General features: G+C 71.9%; 14 protein-coding genes. 8 read left to right on the forward strand and 6 right to left on the reverse strand.

All coding sequences use genetic code 11. From position 1 onward, the window contains the following. Positions 1-99 precede the first annotated feature (99 nt). The 4 genes from ACFVWD_RS17155 (at position 100) to ACFVWD_RS17170 (ending at position 6,128) form a co-directional block, all read left to right on the forward strand. A complete protein-coding gene (locus ACFVWD_RS17155; RefSeq protein WP_389596913.1) occupies positions 100-2,082 on the forward strand; it encodes a protease pro-enzyme activation domain-containing protein in 1,983 nt (660 codons plus the stop codon). Beyond that, positions 2,079-3,509: a phytoene desaturase family protein gene (locus tag ACFVWD_RS17160; RefSeq protein WP_389596915.1), complete on the forward strand. Its 1,431-nt coding sequence runs from the start codon at positions 2,079-2,081 to the stop codon at positions 3,507-3,509. The genes ACFVWD_RS17155 and ACFVWD_RS17160 overlap by 4 nt, the downstream gene beginning before the upstream one ends. Before the next feature lie 116 nt (positions 3,510-3,625). Then, positions 3,626-4,057 (forward strand): (2Fe-2S) ferredoxin domain-containing protein, encoded by a 432-nt coding sequence (locus ACFVWD_RS17165; RefSeq protein ID WP_389596917.1) that lies wholly within the window; start codon positions 3,626-3,628, stop codon positions 4,055-4,057. 112 nt (positions 4,058-4,169) lie between these two features. Next, positions 4,170-6,128 carry an NAD-binding protein gene (locus ACFVWD_RS17170; protein WP_389596935.1) on the forward strand — a complete coding sequence of 653 codons (1,959 nt, stop codon included), beginning with the start codon at positions 4,170-4,172 and terminating at the stop codon, positions 6,126-6,128. A 299-nt stretch (positions 6,129-6,427) separates the two neighbouring features. Here ACFVWD_RS17170 and ACFVWD_RS17175 read toward each other — a convergent pair whose 3' ends face one another. Continuing rightward, the gene (locus tag ACFVWD_RS17175; protein WP_389596919.1) at positions 6,428-8,284 is read right to left on the reverse strand and encodes a prolyl oligopeptidase family serine peptidase; all 1,857 of its coding nucleotides are present in this window, start codon (positions 8,282-8,284) and stop codon (positions 6,428-6,430) included. A gap of 153 nt (positions 8,285-8,437) precedes the next feature. Between ACFVWD_RS17175 and ACFVWD_RS17180 the strand changes: the two genes are divergently transcribed. Continuing rightward, positions 8,438-9,274, forward strand: coding sequence for an SURF1 family protein (locus ACFVWD_RS17180; protein ID WP_389596921.1), 837 nt, complete (start codon positions 8,438-8,440; stop codon positions 9,272-9,274). On the opposite strand, the gene ACFVWD_RS17185 is transcribed toward ACFVWD_RS17180, so the two are convergent. The 4 genes from ACFVWD_RS17185 to ACFVWD_RS17200 form a co-directional block, all read right to left on the reverse strand. Continuing rightward, positions 9,244-10,473 carry a hypothetical protein gene (locus ACFVWD_RS17185; RefSeq protein WP_389596923.1) on the reverse strand — a complete coding sequence of 410 codons (1,230 nt, stop codon included), beginning with the start codon at positions 10,471-10,473 and terminating at the stop codon, positions 9,244-9,246. The two genes, ACFVWD_RS17180 and ACFVWD_RS17185, sit on opposite strands and share 31 nt — an antisense overlap. After that, positions 10,470-11,045, reverse strand: a complete 576-nt coding sequence (locus ACFVWD_RS17190) for a SigE family RNA polymerase sigma factor (RefSeq protein ID WP_389596937.1) — start codon at positions 11,043-11,045, stop codon at positions 10,470-10,472. The genes ACFVWD_RS17185 and ACFVWD_RS17190 overlap by 4 nt, the downstream gene beginning before the upstream one ends. Before the next feature lie 797 nt (positions 11,046-11,842). Then, the gene (locus ACFVWD_RS17195; RefSeq protein WP_389596924.1) at positions 11,843-12,901 is read right to left on the reverse strand and encodes an aspartate-semialdehyde dehydrogenase; all 1,059 of its coding nucleotides are present in this window, start codon (positions 12,899-12,901) and stop codon (positions 11,843-11,845) included. A 34-nt stretch (positions 12,902-12,935) separates the two neighbouring features. Further along, positions 12,936-14,213, reverse strand: a complete 1,278-nt coding sequence (locus tag ACFVWD_RS17200) for an aspartate kinase (RefSeq protein ID WP_101399547.1) — start codon at positions 14,211-14,213, stop codon at positions 12,936-12,938. A gap of 298 nt (positions 14,214-14,511) precedes the next feature. On the opposite strand from ACFVWD_RS17200, the gene ACFVWD_RS17205 reads away from it, so the two are divergent. Both ACFVWD_RS17205 and ACFVWD_RS17210 read left to right on the forward strand, forming a co-directional pair. Beyond that, positions 14,512-15,309 carry a response regulator transcription factor gene (locus ACFVWD_RS17205; protein ID WP_389596925.1) on the forward strand — a complete coding sequence of 266 codons (798 nt, stop codon included), beginning with the start codon at positions 14,512-14,514 and terminating at the stop codon, positions 15,307-15,309. Then, positions 15,306-16,601 (forward strand): sensor histidine kinase, encoded by a 1,296-nt coding sequence (locus ACFVWD_RS17210; protein ID WP_389596927.1) that lies wholly within the window; start codon positions 15,306-15,308, stop codon positions 16,599-16,601. The genes ACFVWD_RS17205 and ACFVWD_RS17210 overlap by 4 nt, the downstream gene beginning before the upstream one ends. On the opposite strand, the gene ACFVWD_RS17215 is transcribed toward ACFVWD_RS17210, so the two are convergent. Continuing rightward, positions 16,567-17,067, reverse strand: a complete 501-nt coding sequence (locus ACFVWD_RS17215) for an SgcJ/EcaC family oxidoreductase (RefSeq protein ID WP_389596929.1) — start codon at positions 17,065-17,067, stop codon at positions 16,567-16,569. The genes ACFVWD_RS17210 and ACFVWD_RS17215 overlap by 35 nt on opposite strands. A gap of 203 nt (positions 17,068-17,270) precedes the next feature. Here ACFVWD_RS17215 and ACFVWD_RS17220 point away from each other — a divergent pair, with 203 nt between their 5' ends. Beyond that, positions 17,271-17,978 (forward strand): TSUP family transporter, encoded by a 708-nt coding sequence (locus ACFVWD_RS17220; RefSeq protein ID WP_389596939.1) that lies wholly within the window; start codon positions 17,271-17,273, stop codon positions 17,976-17,978. The last annotated feature ends 222 nt before the right edge of the window (positions 17,979-18,200 follow it).

Genomic DNA, 18,200 nt, shown 5'->3' on the forward strand with positions numbered 1-18,200 from the left:
CAGCAGCCACGAGCCCGGTACGGCGAGACGCCCGTGCCGCGCCCCCTCGTTCTGCTCTGCGCGCCGTCCGGCGCGCCCACACCAAAGGGTCTGCATCCCGTGCCTCTCCATGCCCCCATACGCCCGCTGCGTCGCCTGCGCGGCTCCGTCGTCGCGGCTGCCTGCGCCGCGCTGCTCGGCACCGCCGGCTCCCTTCCCGCCGCCCACGCGGCCGACCGGCACCCTCTCGTGGGATCCCGGCCCGCATATGCGACGCGGACCGCCGACACGGGCCCCGTCCCCGCCGGTAGTCACGTCAGCGCGCGTCTCTACCTCAACTCCCGTGACCCGCAAGGGCTCGTGGCGTTCCTGCGCGGCATCAGCGACCCCCGCGGCCCGCACTACCGGCACTACCTCACCCCGGCGGAATACCAACGGCGCTTCGGCCCGACGGACCGTCAGGTCCGGACCCTCACGGCATGGCTGGGCGGGTCCGGATTCACCGTCACCGGCCGAACCTCCCACTACCTGACGATCGAAGGGCCCGCCCGCGCCGTCCGGCAGGCCTTCGGCACGAGCCTGCACGGCTATCGCACCGGCCGCGGCACGAGCGACGCCCCCGCCGCCGACCTCAGTGTGCCCGCCTCCCTCGGCGCCACCGTGCTCGGCGTGTCCGGCCTGTCCACCCCCGCAGCGGCCCACCCCCTGTCGACCCCCGCGCCGGCTCTCGACGTACCCGCCGACGACGCCGTCTGCTCCGGCCACTTCGGGGAGAAGCCCGCCACGCGTCTGCCCAAGGCGTACGGCAGGACCGCCACGTACGCGCCGTGCCCCTACACCCCCGCCCAGCTCCGCCACGCCTACGGCGCGGGCGCCAAGGGTGCCACCGGGCGCGGCTCCACCATCGCCGTCGTGGACGCCTACGGATCACCCGACATGCTCACCGACGCCGACCGCTACGCCCGGGCCACCGGCGATCACGCCTTCCGGCCGGGCCAGTACCGCCGGCACGTCACTCCCGGCGACTGGCACATCGACGACGCGTGCGCGTCCCCGCGCACCTGGGCCGGCGAACAGGCTCTCGACATCGACCTCGCCCACGGCCTCGCCCCGGACGCCAACGTCCTCTACGTCGGTGCGAACTCCTGTCTCGACAACGACCTGATGGACGCCGAGTCGTACATCATCGACGGCCGCCGGGCGGACGTCATCTCCAACTCCTGGGCCGAGATCATCCACTCCAGTCCCGGGCACCTCACCCCCACCCTCATAGCCGCCTGGAACGTGCTGTTCGAGCAGGCCGCCGCCGAGGGCATCGGCGTCTACTTCGCCGCGGGGGACTGCGGCGACTCCTCGCCCGAGGCCGCCCAGACCGGCGTCAACTGCGATCCGAAGACCGTCCGGGCCCAGGCCGACTTCCCCAGCGGCTCCCCGTGGGTCACCTCGGTCGGCGGCACCACCCTCGCCCTCGACCGGCACGGCGACTACGCCTGGGAGACCAGCATGGGTGACGGACTGTCCGTTCTCACCGACAAGGGCAGGGCATGGGGGCCCGTCCCCGGCGTCTTCGCCTTCGGAGGCGGAGGGGGTGCGAGCGACTTCCCGCAGCCCTGGTACCAGCGCGGCCGCGTCCCCGGCGGCACCGCACACCGCACGACGCCCGATGTGGCGCTCGAAGGCGACGGGGCCCTGCCCGTCCTCGTCGGACTCACCGACGCCGGGGCCTACCACCTCGTCGGATTCGGCGGCACGTCGGCGGCCGCGCCCGCCTTCGCCGCCGTACAGGCCGATGCGCAACAGGCCTCCGGACACCGGCTCGGCTTCGCCAACCCGCTCCTGTACGCCCTTGCCCGGTCCCGCGCCCACGTCTTCCACGACGTCACCGACCGGCCCGCGAACGCCGGCGCGCAACCTCTCACCGTGGTACGCGACGAGGGCCCCGCCGTCGACACCTCCACGGGCGCACAGCGCTATCTCCTCTACACCCTCGGCCACGACTTCGGACTCCACGCCGGCCGCGGCTACGACGACGCCACCGGTCTCGGCTCCCCCGACACCGGCTACCTGCGCTGGTTCCAGCACACCAAGGGCACGCTGAAGTGACCGTCGACGCCTTCGTCGTGGGAGCGGGGCCCAACGGCCTCGCCGGCGCCGTCACGCTCGCCCAGGCGGGCCTTTCCGTGACCGTCCTGGAGGCCGCGGCCACCATCGGCGGCGGCACCCGCAGCGGCGAGCTCACCGTGCCCGGCCTGCTCCACGACCACTGCGCCGCGGTGCATCCCATGGCCGTCGCATCGCCCTACCTGCGCACCCTCGGCCTGGACCGCCACGGACTGCGCTGGGAGTACGCCGAGACCGACCTCGCCCACCCCCTCGACGGCGGCCGGGCGGCCGTACTCCGGCGCGACCTGGACGCGACCGTACGCGGCCTCGGCGCCGACGGCCCGGCTTGGCGTCGGCTGTTCGCGCCCCTGACCGCGCACTACGACGCCCTGAGCGAAGACCTCATGCGCCCCTTGGCAGCCCTGCCCCGCCACCCCGTCCTCACGGGCGGGTTCGGGCTGCTGGCGGCCCACCCGGCGCAGTGGACCCTGCGTCGATGGCGCGGGAAAGCGGCCCGAGCCCTGTTCGCGGGGGTCGCCGCCCATGCGCTGAGCCCGCTCACCGGCCCGGGCAGCTCCGCCATCGGACTCATGCTCACCGCCGCCGCGCACCGCCATGGCTGGCCCGTCGCCCGCGGAGGTTCGGAGGCCATCGCCCATGCGCTCGCCGCCCGTCTCGTCGAACTCGGCGGCACCATCGAAACGGGCACCCCCGTGCGTTCCCTGCGGGACCTTCCCCCCGCCCGCACGGTCCTGCTCGACCTGGCTCCCCGCGAGGCGGCGAAGGTGTGCGGTCCGCGTCTTCCCGCCCGCGTCCGACGCGCGTACACCCGCTACCGGCACGGGCCCGCCGCGTACAAGGTCGACCTGGCGGTGGAGGGAGGCGTTCCCTGGCGTGCCGAGGTGTGCCGCACGGCGGGCACCGTTCACCTCGGCGGAACCGCGGAGGAGATCGCGGAGGCCGAACAGGCGGTCTCCCGCGGGCGGATGCCCCGGCATCCCTTCGTACTGGTCGCCCAGCAGTACCTCGCCGACCCCGGTCGCTCGGCCGGCGACGTCCACCCCGTCTGGGCGTACGCACACGTCCCGCACGGCTACGACGGGGACGCGACGGCCACCGTCCTGGAGCGCATCGAGCAGTACGCCCCCGGACTGCGCGACCGCGTCATCGGCCTGAGCGCCCGCTCCCCTGCCGCCCTCGAGGCGTACAACCCCAACTACGTCGGCGGGGACATCCTCAACGGCGCCAACTCCCTCACCTCTCTCGCGTTTCGCCCACGCCTGACCCCCGATCCGTACGCCACGGGAATCCCCGGCGTCTATCTCTGCTCGGCGGCGACGCCGCCGGGGGCGGGCGTACACGGCATGTGCGGGCACAACGCCGCGAGATCGGCGCTACGGAAACTCGGAGCGGCCGTGGCCGTCTGAGCTGTCTGGCGGCGGACCGATCCGTGTGGACGAAGAGGTCGTGGCGGTATGGCCTGTGGGTTCGTCAACTATCGTCTGCGGCTGTAGACGTACGTTCGACAAGGAGAGCCGATCCGTTGAACCGAGCCTCGGCCGACAGGCCTCGTACGGTGGCGATCGGTGCCGCCGGGTCGCGGCCCTGCACGCTGGTCGTCTGCCGTGGGTGTTGTTGTGGCAATCCGCGGAAGTATCCCGACGACGATCACGCCTGGCAGCTGGAGCGGTTGCGGGCCGGGGCCGAGGCGTCCGGGGGGCGGTTCGTGGTGCGGACCGTGGACTGTCTCGGGCCCTGCGACCAGGCCAACGTCGTGGTCGTACAGCCTTCGGGGGACGCGCGGCGCAGGGGTGCGCGGGCGACCTGGATCGGGTTCGCGATGGGGGACGACTGCACCGAGGAGCTGGTGAGTTGGGCGTCCGCCGGAGGGCCGGGGGTCGCCGAACCTCCGGTCGCGCTGGAGTTGCAGTTCGTCCGGCCGCCGCGCGAGGCACGGGCCCGTACGCGCCGCTGAGGCGGTGCCGGCCCGTCGGCCGCCCTCTGGAACCACACCTCCCGGTACGGCACTCTTCTTCCTCGTGGGGACCCTTCCGTATCAAAGCCCGTCGACCGACACGACCGCGCACATGGTGGTGGCCGGGGACGACGCCCTGGCGCACCGGCTGGCCGCCGAACTGCGGGGTGTGTACGGCGAACGGGTGACCCTCGTCGTGCCGCCCACCCAGCGCAGCGTGCGGCCGCCTGTGGTCGGGCGGGCTCGGGGCTCGACGCTGTTCGACCGGATGTCCGCGGCGGTGAACCGGGCCGCGGGCAACGGGGAGGGGCCACAGGGGCCGCCCAACCGGACGGCCGAACCCGCCGGTTCCGAGCGGGTGTTGGAGGCCACCGAACTCACCGAGGCCGTACTCGCCGAGGCGGGCGTGGAACGGGCCGCCGCCCTCGCACTCGTCCATGACGACGACGAGACCAACATCCGGGCCGCGCTCACCGCGCGCCGCCTCAATCCGCGGCTGCGGCTCGTCATACGGCTCTACAACCGGCGCCTCGGGCAGCACATCGAGGAACTCCTCGATCAGGCTTCGGCGTTGGCCATGGCCGTGACCGATGGCGAGGGGGACGGTGGCGGGGGGAGCGGGGGGCTCGGGTTCGACGCGTCCACCACCGTGCTGTCCGATGCCGACACCGCCGCGCCCGCGCTCGCCGCGACCGCCGTCGCCGGGACCAGCAAGGTCGTCCAGACCGATGGATTGATGCTGCGGGCGGTGGAGCGGCCGCCACCGGGGCCCGGCGAGGTCGCCGATCCTGGGCTGTGCACGCTCGCGCTGCTGTCCGCCACCACCAACGACCCCGCCGGGGCAGACGGTTCGGAGAGCAGCGGGTCACACGGCCCTCGACTGCTGCCCGACGAGCGGGCCGTGGCGGCGGCCACCGGGCGCGGGACCGTCGTCCTGGAGACGGTGTCGTACGCCGCGTCCGCGCCGTCCGCGGGGCGGCGCAGTGTCGTGCCCTTCGGCTCGCTGCTGTCGCGGCGGCTGCGCTGGTCGTTCGCCGGGCTGGTGGGGTGCGTGGTCGGGCTGGCGGTCGCGTCGATGCTCGTCACCGGGGAGCCCCCGCTGCAGGCGACCTATCTGACGCTGCTCGATCTCTTCGCCATCAACAACCCCGCCATCGGGGAACCCATCGGGCGGCAGATTCTTCAGCTCTTCTCCGGGCTCGTCGGGTTGTTGCTGCTGCCTGTGCTGCTGGCCGCCGTGCTGGAGGCGCTCGGTACGTTCCGCAGCGGGTCCGCGTTGCGCAAGCCGCCGCGGGGGCTGTCCGGGCATGTGGTGCTGCTCGGGGTCGGGAAGATCGGGACGCGGGTGTTGACGCGCCTGCGTGAGCTGCACATTCCGGTGGTGTGTGTCGAGGCCGATCCGGAGGCGCGAGGGCTGGCGCTGGCGCGGCGGTTGCGGGTGCCGGTGGTGTTGGGTGACGTCACGCAGGAAGGTGTGCTGGAGGCCGCGAAGATTCATCGGGCGCATGCGCTGCTCGCGCTGACCAGCGCGGACACGACGAACCTGGAAGCCGCGTTGTACGCCCGTACCGTGCGGCCCGATCTGCGGGTCGTGCTGCGGTTGTACGACGACGACTTCGCCACCGCCGTGTACCGGACCCTGCGGGCCGCGCATCCGCAGGCGCTGACCCGCAGTCGTAGCGTGTCGCATCTGGCCGCGCCCGCGTTTGCCGGGGCCATGATGGGGCGGCAGATCCTCGGGGCGATTCCGGTGGAGCGGCGGGTGTTGCTGTTCGCGGCCATGGTGGTGGGTGGGCATCCGCAGTTGGAGGGGCGGACTGTGGGGGAGGCGTTTCGGGCGGGGTCGTGGCGGGTGCTTGCGCTGGATACGGCTGCGTCGGGGGGACGGCGGGGTGGTGGACCGGTGTCCGCCGCGGGGGGCGGTGGGGGCGAGCGGGGTGGTTCCGGGCTGGTCTGGGATCTTCCCGCCACGTATGTGCTTCGGGCGGAGGACCGGGTGGTGCTGGCTGCGACTCGGAGGGGGCTGGCGGAGTTGTTGGGTCGGCGGCGGCGGGAATCGGCGGGCACGTAGGTTTTTTGTCTCCGGGGGGGGGCGGGGGTGTCCGGCTCTGGTGCGGGGAGTGGGGTGGGGTGGGGGGGGATTTTCTTCGCCCCCACCGCCCCTACCCGTCCCATCCCTCCGGGGCTCCGCCCCAGACCCCACCAGGGGGCTCCGCCCCCGGACCCCTGCGCCCCCGGACCCTTGCGCCCCTGGGGCTTCGCCCCTGTTGTTGCCCGGGTCCTTTTGACTGCGGGCCCGTGGGGGCTGGGCGCGCAGTTCCCCGCGCCCCTGACGGGGCGCGTCCAAAACCCTTCCCTGGCGGGGCGGGCTTACTGGGGCAGGTGTCTGTTTGCGAAGTCGAGTTCGAGTTTTACCTGCTTGATGCGTTCGTCGACGACCAGGGAGCCGTGGCCCGCGTCGTAGCGGTAGACCTCGTGGATGGCGCTGCGGGCGGTGAGGCGGCCTACGTAGTTGTCGATCTGGCGGATGGGGCAGCGGGGGTCGTTGACGCCGGCCGAGATGTAGACGGGGGCCTTGACCGCGTCGACGTAGGTGAGGGGGGAGGACGCCTCGAAGCGTTCGGGGACCTCCTCGGGGGTGCCGCCGAGGAGGGTGCGGTCCATCGCCTTCAGGGCTTCCATCTCGTCGTGGTACGCCGTCACATAGTCGGCGACCGGGACGGCCGCGATGCCGAGGGTCCACGCGTCCGGCTGCGTGCCGAGGCCCAGGAGGGTGAGGTAGCCGCCCCAGGAGCCGCCGGTGAGGATCAGGCGGGCGGGGTCGGCGAGGCCCGACGTCACCGCCCATTCCCGGACCGCCTCGATGTCTTCGAGTTCGATCAGGCCGACCCGGTGCTTGAGGGCGTCCGTCCACTCGCGGCCGTAGCCCGTGGAGCCTCGGTAGTTGATCCGGACCACCGCGTACCCGTGGTCCACCCAGGCTGCCGGGCCCGCCGCGAACGAGTCGCTGTCGTGCCAGGTCGGGCCGCCGTGGATGTCGAAGACCGTGGGCAGGGGGCCCGTCGTGCCCGCCGGCTTCTGGATGAGCGCGTGGACGCGGCCGCCGGGGCCCTCCACCCACACGTCCTCCACGGGGACCGAGCCCGGGGACTTCAGACCGGGGGGATCGAGGACGACCTCGCCCGTCGTCGAGCGGACCACGGACGGCTCGGCCGCCGAGGACCACAGATACTCCACGGTTCCGTCGGGGCGGGCCGTCGCCCCGGAGACCGTGCCCTGCGGGGTGGGCACCTGGACCAGCTCGCGGGACGCCAGGTCGTAGCGCCACAGGTCGCTGCGGGCCTCGAAGCTGTGGGCGATGAGAAGGGCCGAACCGTCGGGGTACCACTCGGCCGCCACGTCGCCCGGGAGGTCCAGGGCCAGGTCCGTCTCCTCCCCCGTCGCCACGTCCCACACCAGCGGCTCCCAACGGCCACGCCGCTGATGGCCGATGAGGAGGCGGGTGTCCCCGTCGACCGGGGCGAAGCCGAGCACTTCCAGGCCCAGCTCGACCGTGCCGCCCTTGGTGTCGTCGAGCTCGGCGACCGTCGAGCCGTCCGGGCGCAGCACCCGCAGCGCCGAGTGCATCGCGTCGCCGTGCTCGGTGTGCTCGACGGCGATCAGGGAGCCGTCGTGCGAGAGGTCGCCGACGCCCGCCGACTCCCGGTGACGGTAGATCTCCACCGGCTCCTCGCCGAAGCGGACCACGTGGATCGTCGAGCCGTCCTCGTCCGTCGAGCGGCCCACGACCGCGGTGCGGCCGTCCCTGCCGATGGCCAGGCCCCCGGGGTAGGAAGGCTCCAGGCCCGGAGCAGCAGGGGCGTCGACACCGTCGGCACCATCGACGGCATCGACCGTGTCCGTGGTCTTGGGAGCGACGAAGCGTTGGCGGCGCCAGATGCCGAACTCGTCGCCGTCCTTGTCGTCGAACCACCAGATCCACTCGCCGTCCGGGGAGAGCACCCCGTCCGTCGTACCGTTCGCCCGGTTCGTGACCTGGCGCTGCTCCCCCGTCCCGCGGTCCCACGCGTACAGCTCGTACGTCCCCGTCGCGTTGGAGACGAACAGCGCGCGGTGCGGGGCGTCCTCCGCCCAGTCGGGCAGCGACACTCGCGGCGCCCGGAAGCGCTTCTCCCAGTCCGGCATGGCTGCCTGCCGCTGCTCGATGGACCCGTTGCTCTCAGTCATGGCCCCATAGTGCCTGGCCCGACCGACCCCGCGCTGGCGAGGTCCCCAGCCTGTGGATAACTTCGCCGATCGCGCCGGGTGAACTCCGGGAAAGCACCGGCACGAGGGGCCCCGAAGCCTCGGCGTCGAGCGCGGCACCGTACCTTTGAACTCGTGTACCGGTTCCTGCTGACGCCCCGCTGGTGGGGGATCAACGTCTTCGTGCTGTTGGCCATCCCCTTCTGCATCTTCATGGGGTCCTGGCAGTTGAGCCGGTTCGAGGCGAGGGTGCAGGACCACCGCGCGGCCGGTGAGCAGGCCGCCGCGGCCAAGACGGAGGCCGCCCGTCCGCTTGCCCGGCTGCTGCCCGTGAGCACGGAGACCTCCGGAAAACAGGCCACCGCGACCGGCCGGTACGGCAAGCAGCTCCTCGTGCCGGGCCGCGAGCTCGACGGTGAGCCCGGGTTCTACGTACTGACGCTGCTGCGCGTCGACGGCGGCAAGGCGCTGCCCGTCGTACGGGGCTGGCTGCCCGGAAGCGCCGACCCGGCGAAGGCGCCCGCCGCCCCGACCGGTGAGGTCACCGTCACGGGTGCGCTCCAGGCGTCCGAGAGCCCGGGGGCGAACGGCGTCACCGCCGCTGGGGGTCTGCCCGCAGGACAGACCGGCGCGATCAGCTCGGCGTCACTGGTGAACCTGGTGCCGTACGAGGTGTACGACGCCTGGATCACCCTCGCGAAGGCCGACAGCGGGATGCGTGCGGTGCCCGCGACCGCGCCTCAGGGCACCGGCCTGGACCTGAAGGCGTTCCAGAACCTCGGTTACACCGGTGAGTGGTTCGTGTTCGCGGGCTTCGTGGTCTTCATGTGGTTCCGGCTGCTGCGCCGCGAGGCGGAGTTCGCGCGGGACGCGGAGCTGGGAATCGTCCCGGACCATGACGAAGAAGAAGCCACGGTCGCCGAACCCGCCGCCGACGCCCCTCAGGACGCCGACAACATCCCCGTCCGGTAGATCGTCCCGGCGCACGCGTTGGACACGGTCGTCGTGGCCGTCGCCGCGCCCGTCTCCGCCGTGTACGACACGGTGACGCTGCCGTCGGCCAGGCCGCCGTCCTCCGTCACCATCTGGGTCGAGGTGCCGGTGCCACCGGTGTCCGTGGCGGTGCCGCCCGTGCCGGTGGCGCCGTCCGTGGTGGTGGTCGGGGTCGGCGAGGGCTGTCCGCCGCCGGTGGTCGGACAGGTCTCCGAGGGCACCCAGGCGAACTTCACGACGTACGAGGCGCTCGGCTTCAGCACCACCGAGGCGACCTCCGTGGAGGGGTCGGGCAGCCCGGTGGCCGCGTCGCCCGCCACATGCGTCACCACGCTGATCTTGGCCGAGTCCGCGGCGCCCTGCGCGAGGGTGCCGACCGCGCCCGCGCCGCTGACGGTGCAGCTGGTGGCGGAGACGTTCGAGAGGGTGAAGGAGCCGTAGACCACGCCGGTGGCGTCCGGGGTGCCGACGGCACTGGTGGCCCCGCCGAGCTGCGCCGGTGTACACGCAGGCGAGATCGCGGCCGAGGCCGAGGGACCGGGGCCGCCCGTGGCCGACCCGGTGTTCGCCCCCTTGCCCTTGTCGGGCGTGCCGGTCTGGCTGCCCTTGCCCTTGTCCTTGGTGGTACCGGAGCTGCCGCCCGCGGAGCTCTCGCCGCCGTCGGGGCCCTTGCCCTGGCTGGTGCCGCCCTGGGCCTGTGAGCTGTTGCCCGCTATGGACGGGTCGGCGTTCGACCCGGAGGCGTTCGAGACGTGCACGAGGGCGGGGACGGCGGTGCCGATGAAGAGCGCGGCGGCGGCCACGCCGACGATGGCCTGACGCTTGCGGGCCCGTCGTGCGGGGACCGCGCGGCGCAGGTGCTCCAGCGTGCCGTCGGTGGGTTCGATCTCCTGGACGGCCTGGTGCAGCAGCCGGCGCAGCGCCAGCTCGTCCGAACCGAACCCGTCGGAGCCCAGTACATCAGGGTCCAGTGCATTCGGGCCCAGTACATCCGGGCCCTGTGCGTCCGGGCCCTGCGGGTGGGGGCCGTTTGCGTCGGGGCCGTGGTTCACAGTTCCGTTCCCAGCTTGCTGCTCGTGCTCGTGCTCTTGCTCGTCTTCGGCGGGCGTGGACCGGTGTGTCGGCTCATGCCACTCATAGGGCTCGTGTCGGTCGTGGTTGTCGCGTCGCTGGCTCATGCCGGGGCCTCCATGGCGACACGGAGCGCGGCGATGCCGCGCGAGCCGTACGCCTTGACCGACCCGAGCGATATGCCGAGGGTCTCGGCGACCTGGGCCTCGGTCATGTCCGCGAAGTAGCGCAGGACGAGGACCTCGCGCTGGCGGCGCTGGAGGCCCTTCATCGCCTTGATCAGGGCGTCGCGCTCCAGCTGGTCGTACGCGCCCTCCTCCGCGCTCGCCATGTCGGGCATCGGCTTCGAGAGGAGCTTGAGGCCGAGGATGCGCCGGCGCAGCGCGGAGCGCGAGAGGTTGACGACGGTCTGCCGCAGATACGCGAGCGTCTTCTCGGGGTCCCGGACGCGTTTGCGCGCCGAGTGCACCCGGATGAAGGCCTCCTGGACGACGTCCTCGCAGGAGGCGGTGTCGTCGAGCAGGAGTGCCGCGAGGCCCAGCAGCGACCGGTAGTGGGCGCGGTAGGTCTCGGTGAGATGGTCGACCGTGGTGCCGGCGGCCATGCTGTCTTCAGCGCTGTCGCGCTGACTCGGTATGCGGGCGGGCCGCGCTGCAGGCATGGGCGCGATCACCGGCATGCCGGGGCTGCGGAGTCGGCGGGGTGGACGCAGGGGCGTGCCCCTGGTCTGTACCGCGGTGAATTCGAGAACCTCTGCCACGCCAGTTGGACACGCTTCCCCCCGTCAGGGTTGTACGCGACAGGCATCACATTCGCTTCAGGGTTCACACCGGCCGAAGCGCCCGCTCCCACGCACCCCACGACACGCGTCCCCACGCAGCCCACGACACCCGTCCCCACGCACCGCACAACGCCCGCCCCCACGCGCTCCACAAGACCCGCCCCCACGCACCTCGCAACGCCCACCGGACCATGTGCCGGAACGCCTGCCGACGCGACCGGTAGCGCGCCTGGCAGTGCATTGAATGCCCTCATGCGTACTAGCTCATCCCCTATGCCCCGTTATGCCGTGCCGCCCCCGGGCACCCGTTTAGGGCGACCGCAAAGACGCTCCCCGCCCTCCGCGCGGTTGCGGAGAACGGGGAGGGAAATCTTCGAACGCCAAGCGGGTCCTGTACAAGTGGTCCGGACCATTATTCCGGCCACACAACTGACACAGATCCTACAAACGAATCCGGTGATGGCCAGGGAGATTTTGCCCCGCGGGCACCCTGAACAGCGAAACTTACCGGCCATGCAAGACGAGTCCCGGACACACGCCGCCGAAATCGGTTCGCGACGAGGGCAGTTGCCTCCGTAGCCTTCGACCATGGACATCCGCCGTACGCCACCGCGTGGAGCCCCCGTGCCGGGGCGGCGGCGTGCCCGAGTGATTCCGTTGAATCCGCGCGCACGCCGCTCCCCTGACGCGGCTGTCTAGAACAGCTCCGCCGCCACCAGTTCCGCGATCTGGGCCGTGTTGAGGGCGGCGCCCTTGCGGAGGTTGTCGCCGCAGACGAAGAGTTCGAGGGCGGTCGGGTCGTCGAGGGCCCGGCGGACGCGGCCCACCCAGGTCGGGTCGGTGCCGACGACGTCCGCGGGAGTGGGGAACTCCCCGGCGGCCGGGTTGTCGAACAGGACGACTCCGGGCGCGGTGGCCAGGATCTCGCGGGCCTTGGTCACGGTGACCCTGCCCTCGAAGCGGGCGTGCACGGTGAGGGAGTGCGTGGTCACGACCGGGACGCGGACGCAGGTCACGGCCACGGGCAGGCCCGGCAGCCCGAGGATCTTGCGGGACTCGTCCCGCACCTTCATCTCCTCCGAGGACCAGCCGTCCTCGCGCAGCGACCCGGCCCACGGGACGACGTTCAGCGCCACCGGCTCCGGGAAGGGACCCGTGTTGTCGCCCACGACCCGGCGTACGTCACCGGGGGTGGTCCCCAGTTCCGTACCGGCGACGAGGGACAGCTGCTGGCGCAGGGTGTCGACGCCCGCGCGCCCCGCACCGCTCACCGCCTGGTACGAGGAGACCACCAGCTCGCGCAGGCCGAACTCGGCGTGCAGCGCGCCGAGCGCCACGATCATGGAGAGGGTGGTGCAGTTCGGGTTGGCGATGATCCCGCGCGGGCGCACACGCGCGGCGTGCGGATTCACCTCGGGGACGACCAGCGGCACGTCCGGGTCCATCCGGAACGCGCCCGAGTTGTCGACCACGATCACGCCCTTGGCCGCGGCGATCGGCGCCCACTGCGCGGCCACCTCGTCGGGGACGTCGAACATCGCGACGTCGACACCGTCGAAGGCGGCCTCACTGAGCGCCACCACCTCGACCTCCTCGCCGCGCACGGCCAGCTTGCGGCCGGCCGAGCGCGGGGAGGCGAGCAGACGGATCTCGCCCCAGATGTCCGCGTGCTGGGACAGGATCTGGAGCATGACCGTGCCGACGGCCCCGGTCGCACCCACGACCGCCAGGGTCGGTCCTGCGAGCCTGCTCATCAGCGGCGGCCAGTGCCGCCGTACGAAAGGACGGTCATCGTCCGGTGCCTCCGTAGACGACGGCCTCGTCGCTGTCGGAGTCGAGCCCGAAGGCGGTGTGCACCGCGCGGACGGCCTCGGGGACGTCGTCGGCACGCGTGACCACCGAGATGCGGATCTCGGAGGTGGAGATCAGCTCGATGTTCACCCCCGCGTCGGACAGCGCCTCGAAGAAGCCGGCCGTGACACCCGGGTTCGTCTTCATGCCCGCGCCGACGAGCGAGATCTTGCCGATCTGGTCGTCGTAGCGCAGCGAGTCGAAGCCGATCACGTTCTTCGCCTTCTCCAGGGCGTCGATGGCCTTGCGGCCCTCGGTCTTGGGGAGGGTGAAGGAGATGTCCGTCAGACCGGTGGAGGCGGCGGACACGTTCTGGACGACCATGTCGATGTTGATCTCGGCATCGGCGATGGCGCGGAAGATCGAGGCGGCCTCGCCCGGCTTGTCCGGGACACCGACGACCGTGACCTTGGCCTCGGAGGTGTCGTGAGCGACACCGGAAATGATGGCCTGCTCCACCTTCTGGTCCCCTTGCTTGATCGGTGCGCTGCTGACCCAGGTGCCCTGAAGCCCGCTGAAGGACGAGCGCACGTGGATCGGGATGTTGTAGCGGCGGGCGTATTCCACACAGCGGTGGAGCAGCACCTTGGAGCCGGAGGCGGCGAGCTCCAGCATGTCCTCGAAGGCGATCCAGTCGATCTTCTTCGCCTTCTTCACCACCCGCGGGTCGGCGGTGAACACGCCGTCCACGTCGGTGTAGATCTCGCAGACCTCGGCGTCCAGCGCCGCGGCGAGCGCGACGGCCGTGGTGTCGGACCCGCCGCGCCCGAGCGTGGTGATGTCCTTCTTGTCCTGCGAGACGCCCTGGAAGCCGGCGACGATGGCGATGTTGCCCTCGTCGAGCGCCGTCCGGATACGGCCCGGCGTGACGTCGATGATCCGCGCTTTGTTGTGGACCGAGTCGGTGATGACGCCTGCCTGGCTGCCGGTGAAGCTCTGGGCGCTGTGGCCCAGGTTTTTGATCGCCATCGCCAGCAGGGCCATGGAGATCCGCTCTCCGGCGGTCAGCAGCATGTCGAACTCTCGTCCGCTTGGCATCGGAGATACCTGCTCGGCGAGATCGATCAGCTCGTCCGTCGTGTCGCCCATCGCGGAAACGACCACGACCACCTGGTGGCCGTTCTTCTTCGCTTCCACGATTCGCTTGGCGACGCGCTTGATGCCCTCGGCATCGGCTACGGAGGAGCCTCCGTACTTCTGCACGACAAGGCCCACGTGCGCTCCTCGCTCAATCCGTCTCTGCACCGCACAACTGCGGTCGGCTCAGTCTAACGAGCGGCCGGATTTCCCTTCCGGAGTATCGAATCGTGAGATGTCCCGCTCACGACGTGATCACTCCGGACCGTCAAGGTCCACCGGGAGTCCACCGGAGTCGTCAGATCCACCGGTTTCGGCAGGGTTCCTCCGGCCGCTCCGAGCGGCACCTGCCCGCCCACACGCCCCGCCACTCCGGAAAGTGCCCCGTGTCACACGACACCGCCGTGTCTTAACTCTCAAGCACTAAGGTTCGGCTGTGCGCGTACTCCTGGTGGAAGACGATCAGCCGGTCGCCGAGTCACTGCGGCGCGGGCTGCTGCGCTACGGCTTCCAGGTCGAGTGGGTGACGACCGGCCACGCGGCGCTGGCCCACCAGGGCCCGTACGACGTCGTCCTCCTCGACCTCGGCCTGCCCGACACCGACGGCCTCGACGTCTGCAAGGCGCTGCGGACCCGCGGTGACGTGCCGATCATCGTGATCAGCGCGCGCAGCGACGAGACCGACCGGGTGGTGGGCCTGGAGATAGGCGCCGACGACTACGTCTCCAAGCCCTTCGGCGTACGGGAGGTCATCGCGCGGATAAGAGCGGTGATGCGGCGCGTCCGGCCCCGTACGGAGACCTCGGCGGGCCCCGACCGGTACGGGCCCCGGCTCACCGTCGACCGCAAGGCCGCCCGGGTCCGCCTGGACGGCGTCGAGGTGGCGCTCGCGCCCAAGGAGTACGACCTGCTCGCCTTCCTCACCGAGGAGCCCGGCGCGCTGATGTCACGCGAACAGATCATGGAAGCGGTCTGGGACGCGAACTGGTTCGGCCCGACGAAGACGCTCGACGTCCATGTCGCCGCACTGCGGCGCAAGCTCGCGGGGGCGATCACCATCGAGGCGGTACGGGGGGTCGGGTTCCGTCTGGAGGTCGTACGCGATCCGGTGCCGGACTCGAAGACGACCCCGGACCCGGGCTCGGTCCCGGACCCGGCCTCGGTCCCGGATCCGGCCTCGGTCCCCGGCCCGCAGTCGGCCCACGCCCCGGATCAGGGCGCGCCCGGCTCATGATCCGGCAGCTCATCGTCAGTTACGTCCTGCTGGTGGCCGTCGCGCTGACCGCGTTCACCGTGCCGGTGGCCTTCACGCTGACCTCGCAGCTGCGCGGCGACACCGAGGCCTCGGTGCGCCGGGAAGCGACCACGATGGCACTCGTGCTGGCGCAGGACGATCCCGCCTCACGGGCCGCGCTGAACCGGCTGGCGACCGCGTACGCCGATCAGACGCCCGGCCATGTGGACGTGCTCCCGGCCTCCGGCACGGACGGGACGGACACGGCGCGCTGGGGCGACGGCGCGCTGCGGGTGACGGTTCCGGCGATCAGGGACAACCACATCGTGGGCGCGGTGCGCGTCACGTACCCGACCTCCGATCTGACCGCCCGGCTGTGGCGGATCTGGGGCTTCCGGGCGATCCTCGCCGTCGGTGTGCTGGCGGTGGCCGCCGGGCTCGGCGCGCTGGTGGCGCGCCGGCTGACCCGGCCGCTGCGCCAGCTCAACGAGATGGCGAGCAAGTTCGGCGACGGGGATCTGACCGCGCGCTCGCCGGTGACCGGACCGCCGGAGACCCAGCGCCTGGCCCGCACCCTCAACTCGGGCGCGGAACGCCTGGACACCCTCATCGACTCCCAGCGGATCTTCGTCGCCGACGCCTCCCACCAGCTCCGTACCCCGCTCACGGCCTTGCGCCTGTCCCTCGACAACATCGCGGACGGGGTCGAGGACGAGTTCGTGCGCGAGGACGTGGACCAGGCCACCGCCGAGGTCGTCCGGATGAGCCGGCTGGTGAACGGGCTGCTCGTGCTCGCCCGTGCCGAGGCGAAGGTCTCGGCGGCGGAGGCGCTGCCGCTGCGGGAGCTGGTGGAGAACCGGCTCACGGTGTGGCGGCCGGCCGCCGAGGAGCGCGGGGTCGCCATCGCGCAGGACGGGGATCTCGGCGGCCGGTCGCTCGTGCTGGCCAGTCCCGGTCACCTCGACCAGGTGCTGGACAACATCCTGTCGAACGCCCTGGAGGTCTCCCCGGACGGTTCGGTGATCACCGTGAAGGTGGCGGTCCGCCCCGACGAGATGGTGCTCTCGGTGCTGGACCAGGGCCCCGGCATGTCCGACGCGGAGAAGGCCCGCGCCTTCGACCGCTTCTGGCGCGGTCAGGGCCTGACCGGGCGCTCCGGCTCCGGGCTCGGCCTCTCCATCGTCAAACAGCTGGTGACGGACGACGGCGGGACCGTGGCCCTGCGCGACGCGCCCGGCGGCGGGCTGTGGGTGGCCGTCAGCCTTCGGGCATCACCGAGGAGTGGTGGTTGACGATCAGCCACTTGCCGCCGCGCTTCTCGTACTCGTACGTGTAGCGGGCCTCGACGGTGCGCTTGGCGCCGGTGTCCGGGTCGGTGAGCGTGAACTCGTACAGGCCGGTGTCGATGGCGGAGTTCTCGTCGAGGACGTTGACGATCGTCTCGATCTTCTTGCCGACCGGCTTGTTCTCGAGGAAGTGCTCGAAGTAGTCGACGATCTCGGCGTGCGTGTCGCGGATCTTGTTGGAGACGGTGGGCAGCAGGACGGCGTCGGAGGCGTAGCGGTCGGCCACCTTCTCCGGGTCGCCGGTCTTCAGCGCGGCGTTCCAGCCGTCGAAGAGCGCGGCGATCCGCGCCTTGGTGGGCGGCTTCTGCGGGGCCGCGCTGGCCGACGTGCCGATCCCGACGCCCACGGCGCCCGCCGCGACGAGGGTGGAGACGGTGATGACGGCGGCGCGCTTGCGTATCCGGCGCTTCATGAAAACTCCAGTGCGGTGGGGGTACTTGCGGGTGCTCCGCTTGCTGTGGGAGCGACTCCAGCCTCTCTTCGCGCCGGTTAGGGGCCGTCCAGCGGACGTGCAGGACTGATCCAACTCACGGCCAACTCACGCTGTGCGAGGGGGCGGTGACGGGCGTGTGGGGGTGCCGGGTGGGGTAAGGGGCGTGAGTGACGGGCGAGTTGATGCTGGGCGGGATCGTGCTGTTGGGGTCCTGTGTGCAATGGCTGACCGGGATGGGCTTCGCGCTCGTCGCCGTGCCGGCGCTGGTGCTGCTGCTCGGGCCGGCCGAGGGTGTCGTCCTCGCGAACTGCGTCGCCGGGGCGATCTGTGTCGTGGGGCTGGCCGGTGGGTGGCGGCGGGTGCGGCCGCGCGCCATGGTGCCGTTGTGCCTGGCGGCGGCGCTCACCGTGCCGGTGGGCAGCTGGGTCGCGCGGCGGCTGCCGCCGGCCGCGCTGTTGGTTTTCATGGGCGCGCTGGTGACGGTCGCCGTGGTCGTGGTCATGCGGGGCGTCCGGCTGCCCGCGCTGCGTGGCACGCGGGGTGCGGTGGCCGCGGGGGCGGCGGGCGGGTTCATGAACTCGGCGGCGGGGGTGGGGGGTCCGCCGGTCTCCCTGTACGCCCTCAACGCGGGGTGGACGGTGCGGGAGTTCGTGCCGAACGCGCTGTTCTACGGGGTGGTGGTGAACGCCTTCTCGGTGGCCTCGAACGGCGTTCCGCACCTGGGGCCGACGCGGTGGGGGGTCGTGGGGACGGGGATGGTGGTGGGGGCGTCGATCGGGAGGGTGCTTGCCGATCGGGTGCCGGAGCAGCGGGCGCGGGGGCTGGTTCTGTTGCTGGCGTTGGCCGGCGGGCTCACCACGTTGGGGAAGGGGCTGTGGGGGTTGGGGTGACCTGTGGTGGGGCCGCCGCCTAGTGCCTGTGGGGGGCGTCTGGTGCCTGTGGTGGGCTCGCCTGGTGCCGGTGGTGGGCTCGCCTGGTGCCTGTGGTGGGCTCGCCTGGTGCCTGTGGTGGGGCGGGGCCGTGGCGGTGCGTCGAGCCCGTCGCCGCTGGATCAGACGTGGGCCGGGCAAGGGAGCCGCTGCTCGATCCGAACGTAAGCGACGGGCTTGCGA

Source organism: Streptomyces sp. NPDC058086, assembly GCF_042885015.1.
GTDB lineage: Bacteria > Actinomycetota > Actinomycetes > Streptomycetales > Streptomycetaceae > Streptomyces.

Bases quoted from the DNA above. Each gene is read 5' to 3' on its own strand.
- ACFVWD_RS17170 (WP_389596935.1), top strand. From the start codon at position 4,170: ATGGTGGTGGCCGGGGACGACGCCCTGGCGCACCGGCTGGCCGCCGAA.
- ACFVWD_RS17175 (WP_389596919.1), bottom strand. From the start codon at position 8,284: ATGACTGAGAGCAACGGGTCCATCGAGCAGCGGCAGGCAGCCATGCCG.
- ACFVWD_RS17185 (WP_389596923.1), bottom strand. From the start codon at position 10,473: ATGAGCCAGCGACGCGACAACCACGACCGACACGAGCCCTATGAGTGG.
- ACFVWD_RS17190 (WP_389596937.1), bottom strand. From the start codon at position 11,045: ATGCCGGTGATCGCGCCCATGCCTGCAGCGCGGCCCGCCCGCATACCG.
- ACFVWD_RS17195 (WP_389596924.1), bottom strand. From the start codon at position 12,901: ATGAGCAGGCTCGCAGGACCGACCCTGGCGGTCGTGGGTGCGACCGGG.
- ACFVWD_RS17210 (WP_389596927.1), top strand. From the start codon at position 15,306: ATGATCCGGCAGCTCATCGTCAGTTACGTCCTGCTGGTGGCCGTCGCG.
- ACFVWD_RS17215 (WP_389596929.1), bottom strand. From the start codon at position 17,067: ATGAAGCGCCGGATACGCAAGCGCGCCGCCGTCATCACCGTCTCCACC.
- ACFVWD_RS17220 (WP_389596939.1), top strand. From the start codon at position 17,271: ATGCTGGGCGGGATCGTGCTGTTGGGGTCCTGTGTGCAATGGCTGACC.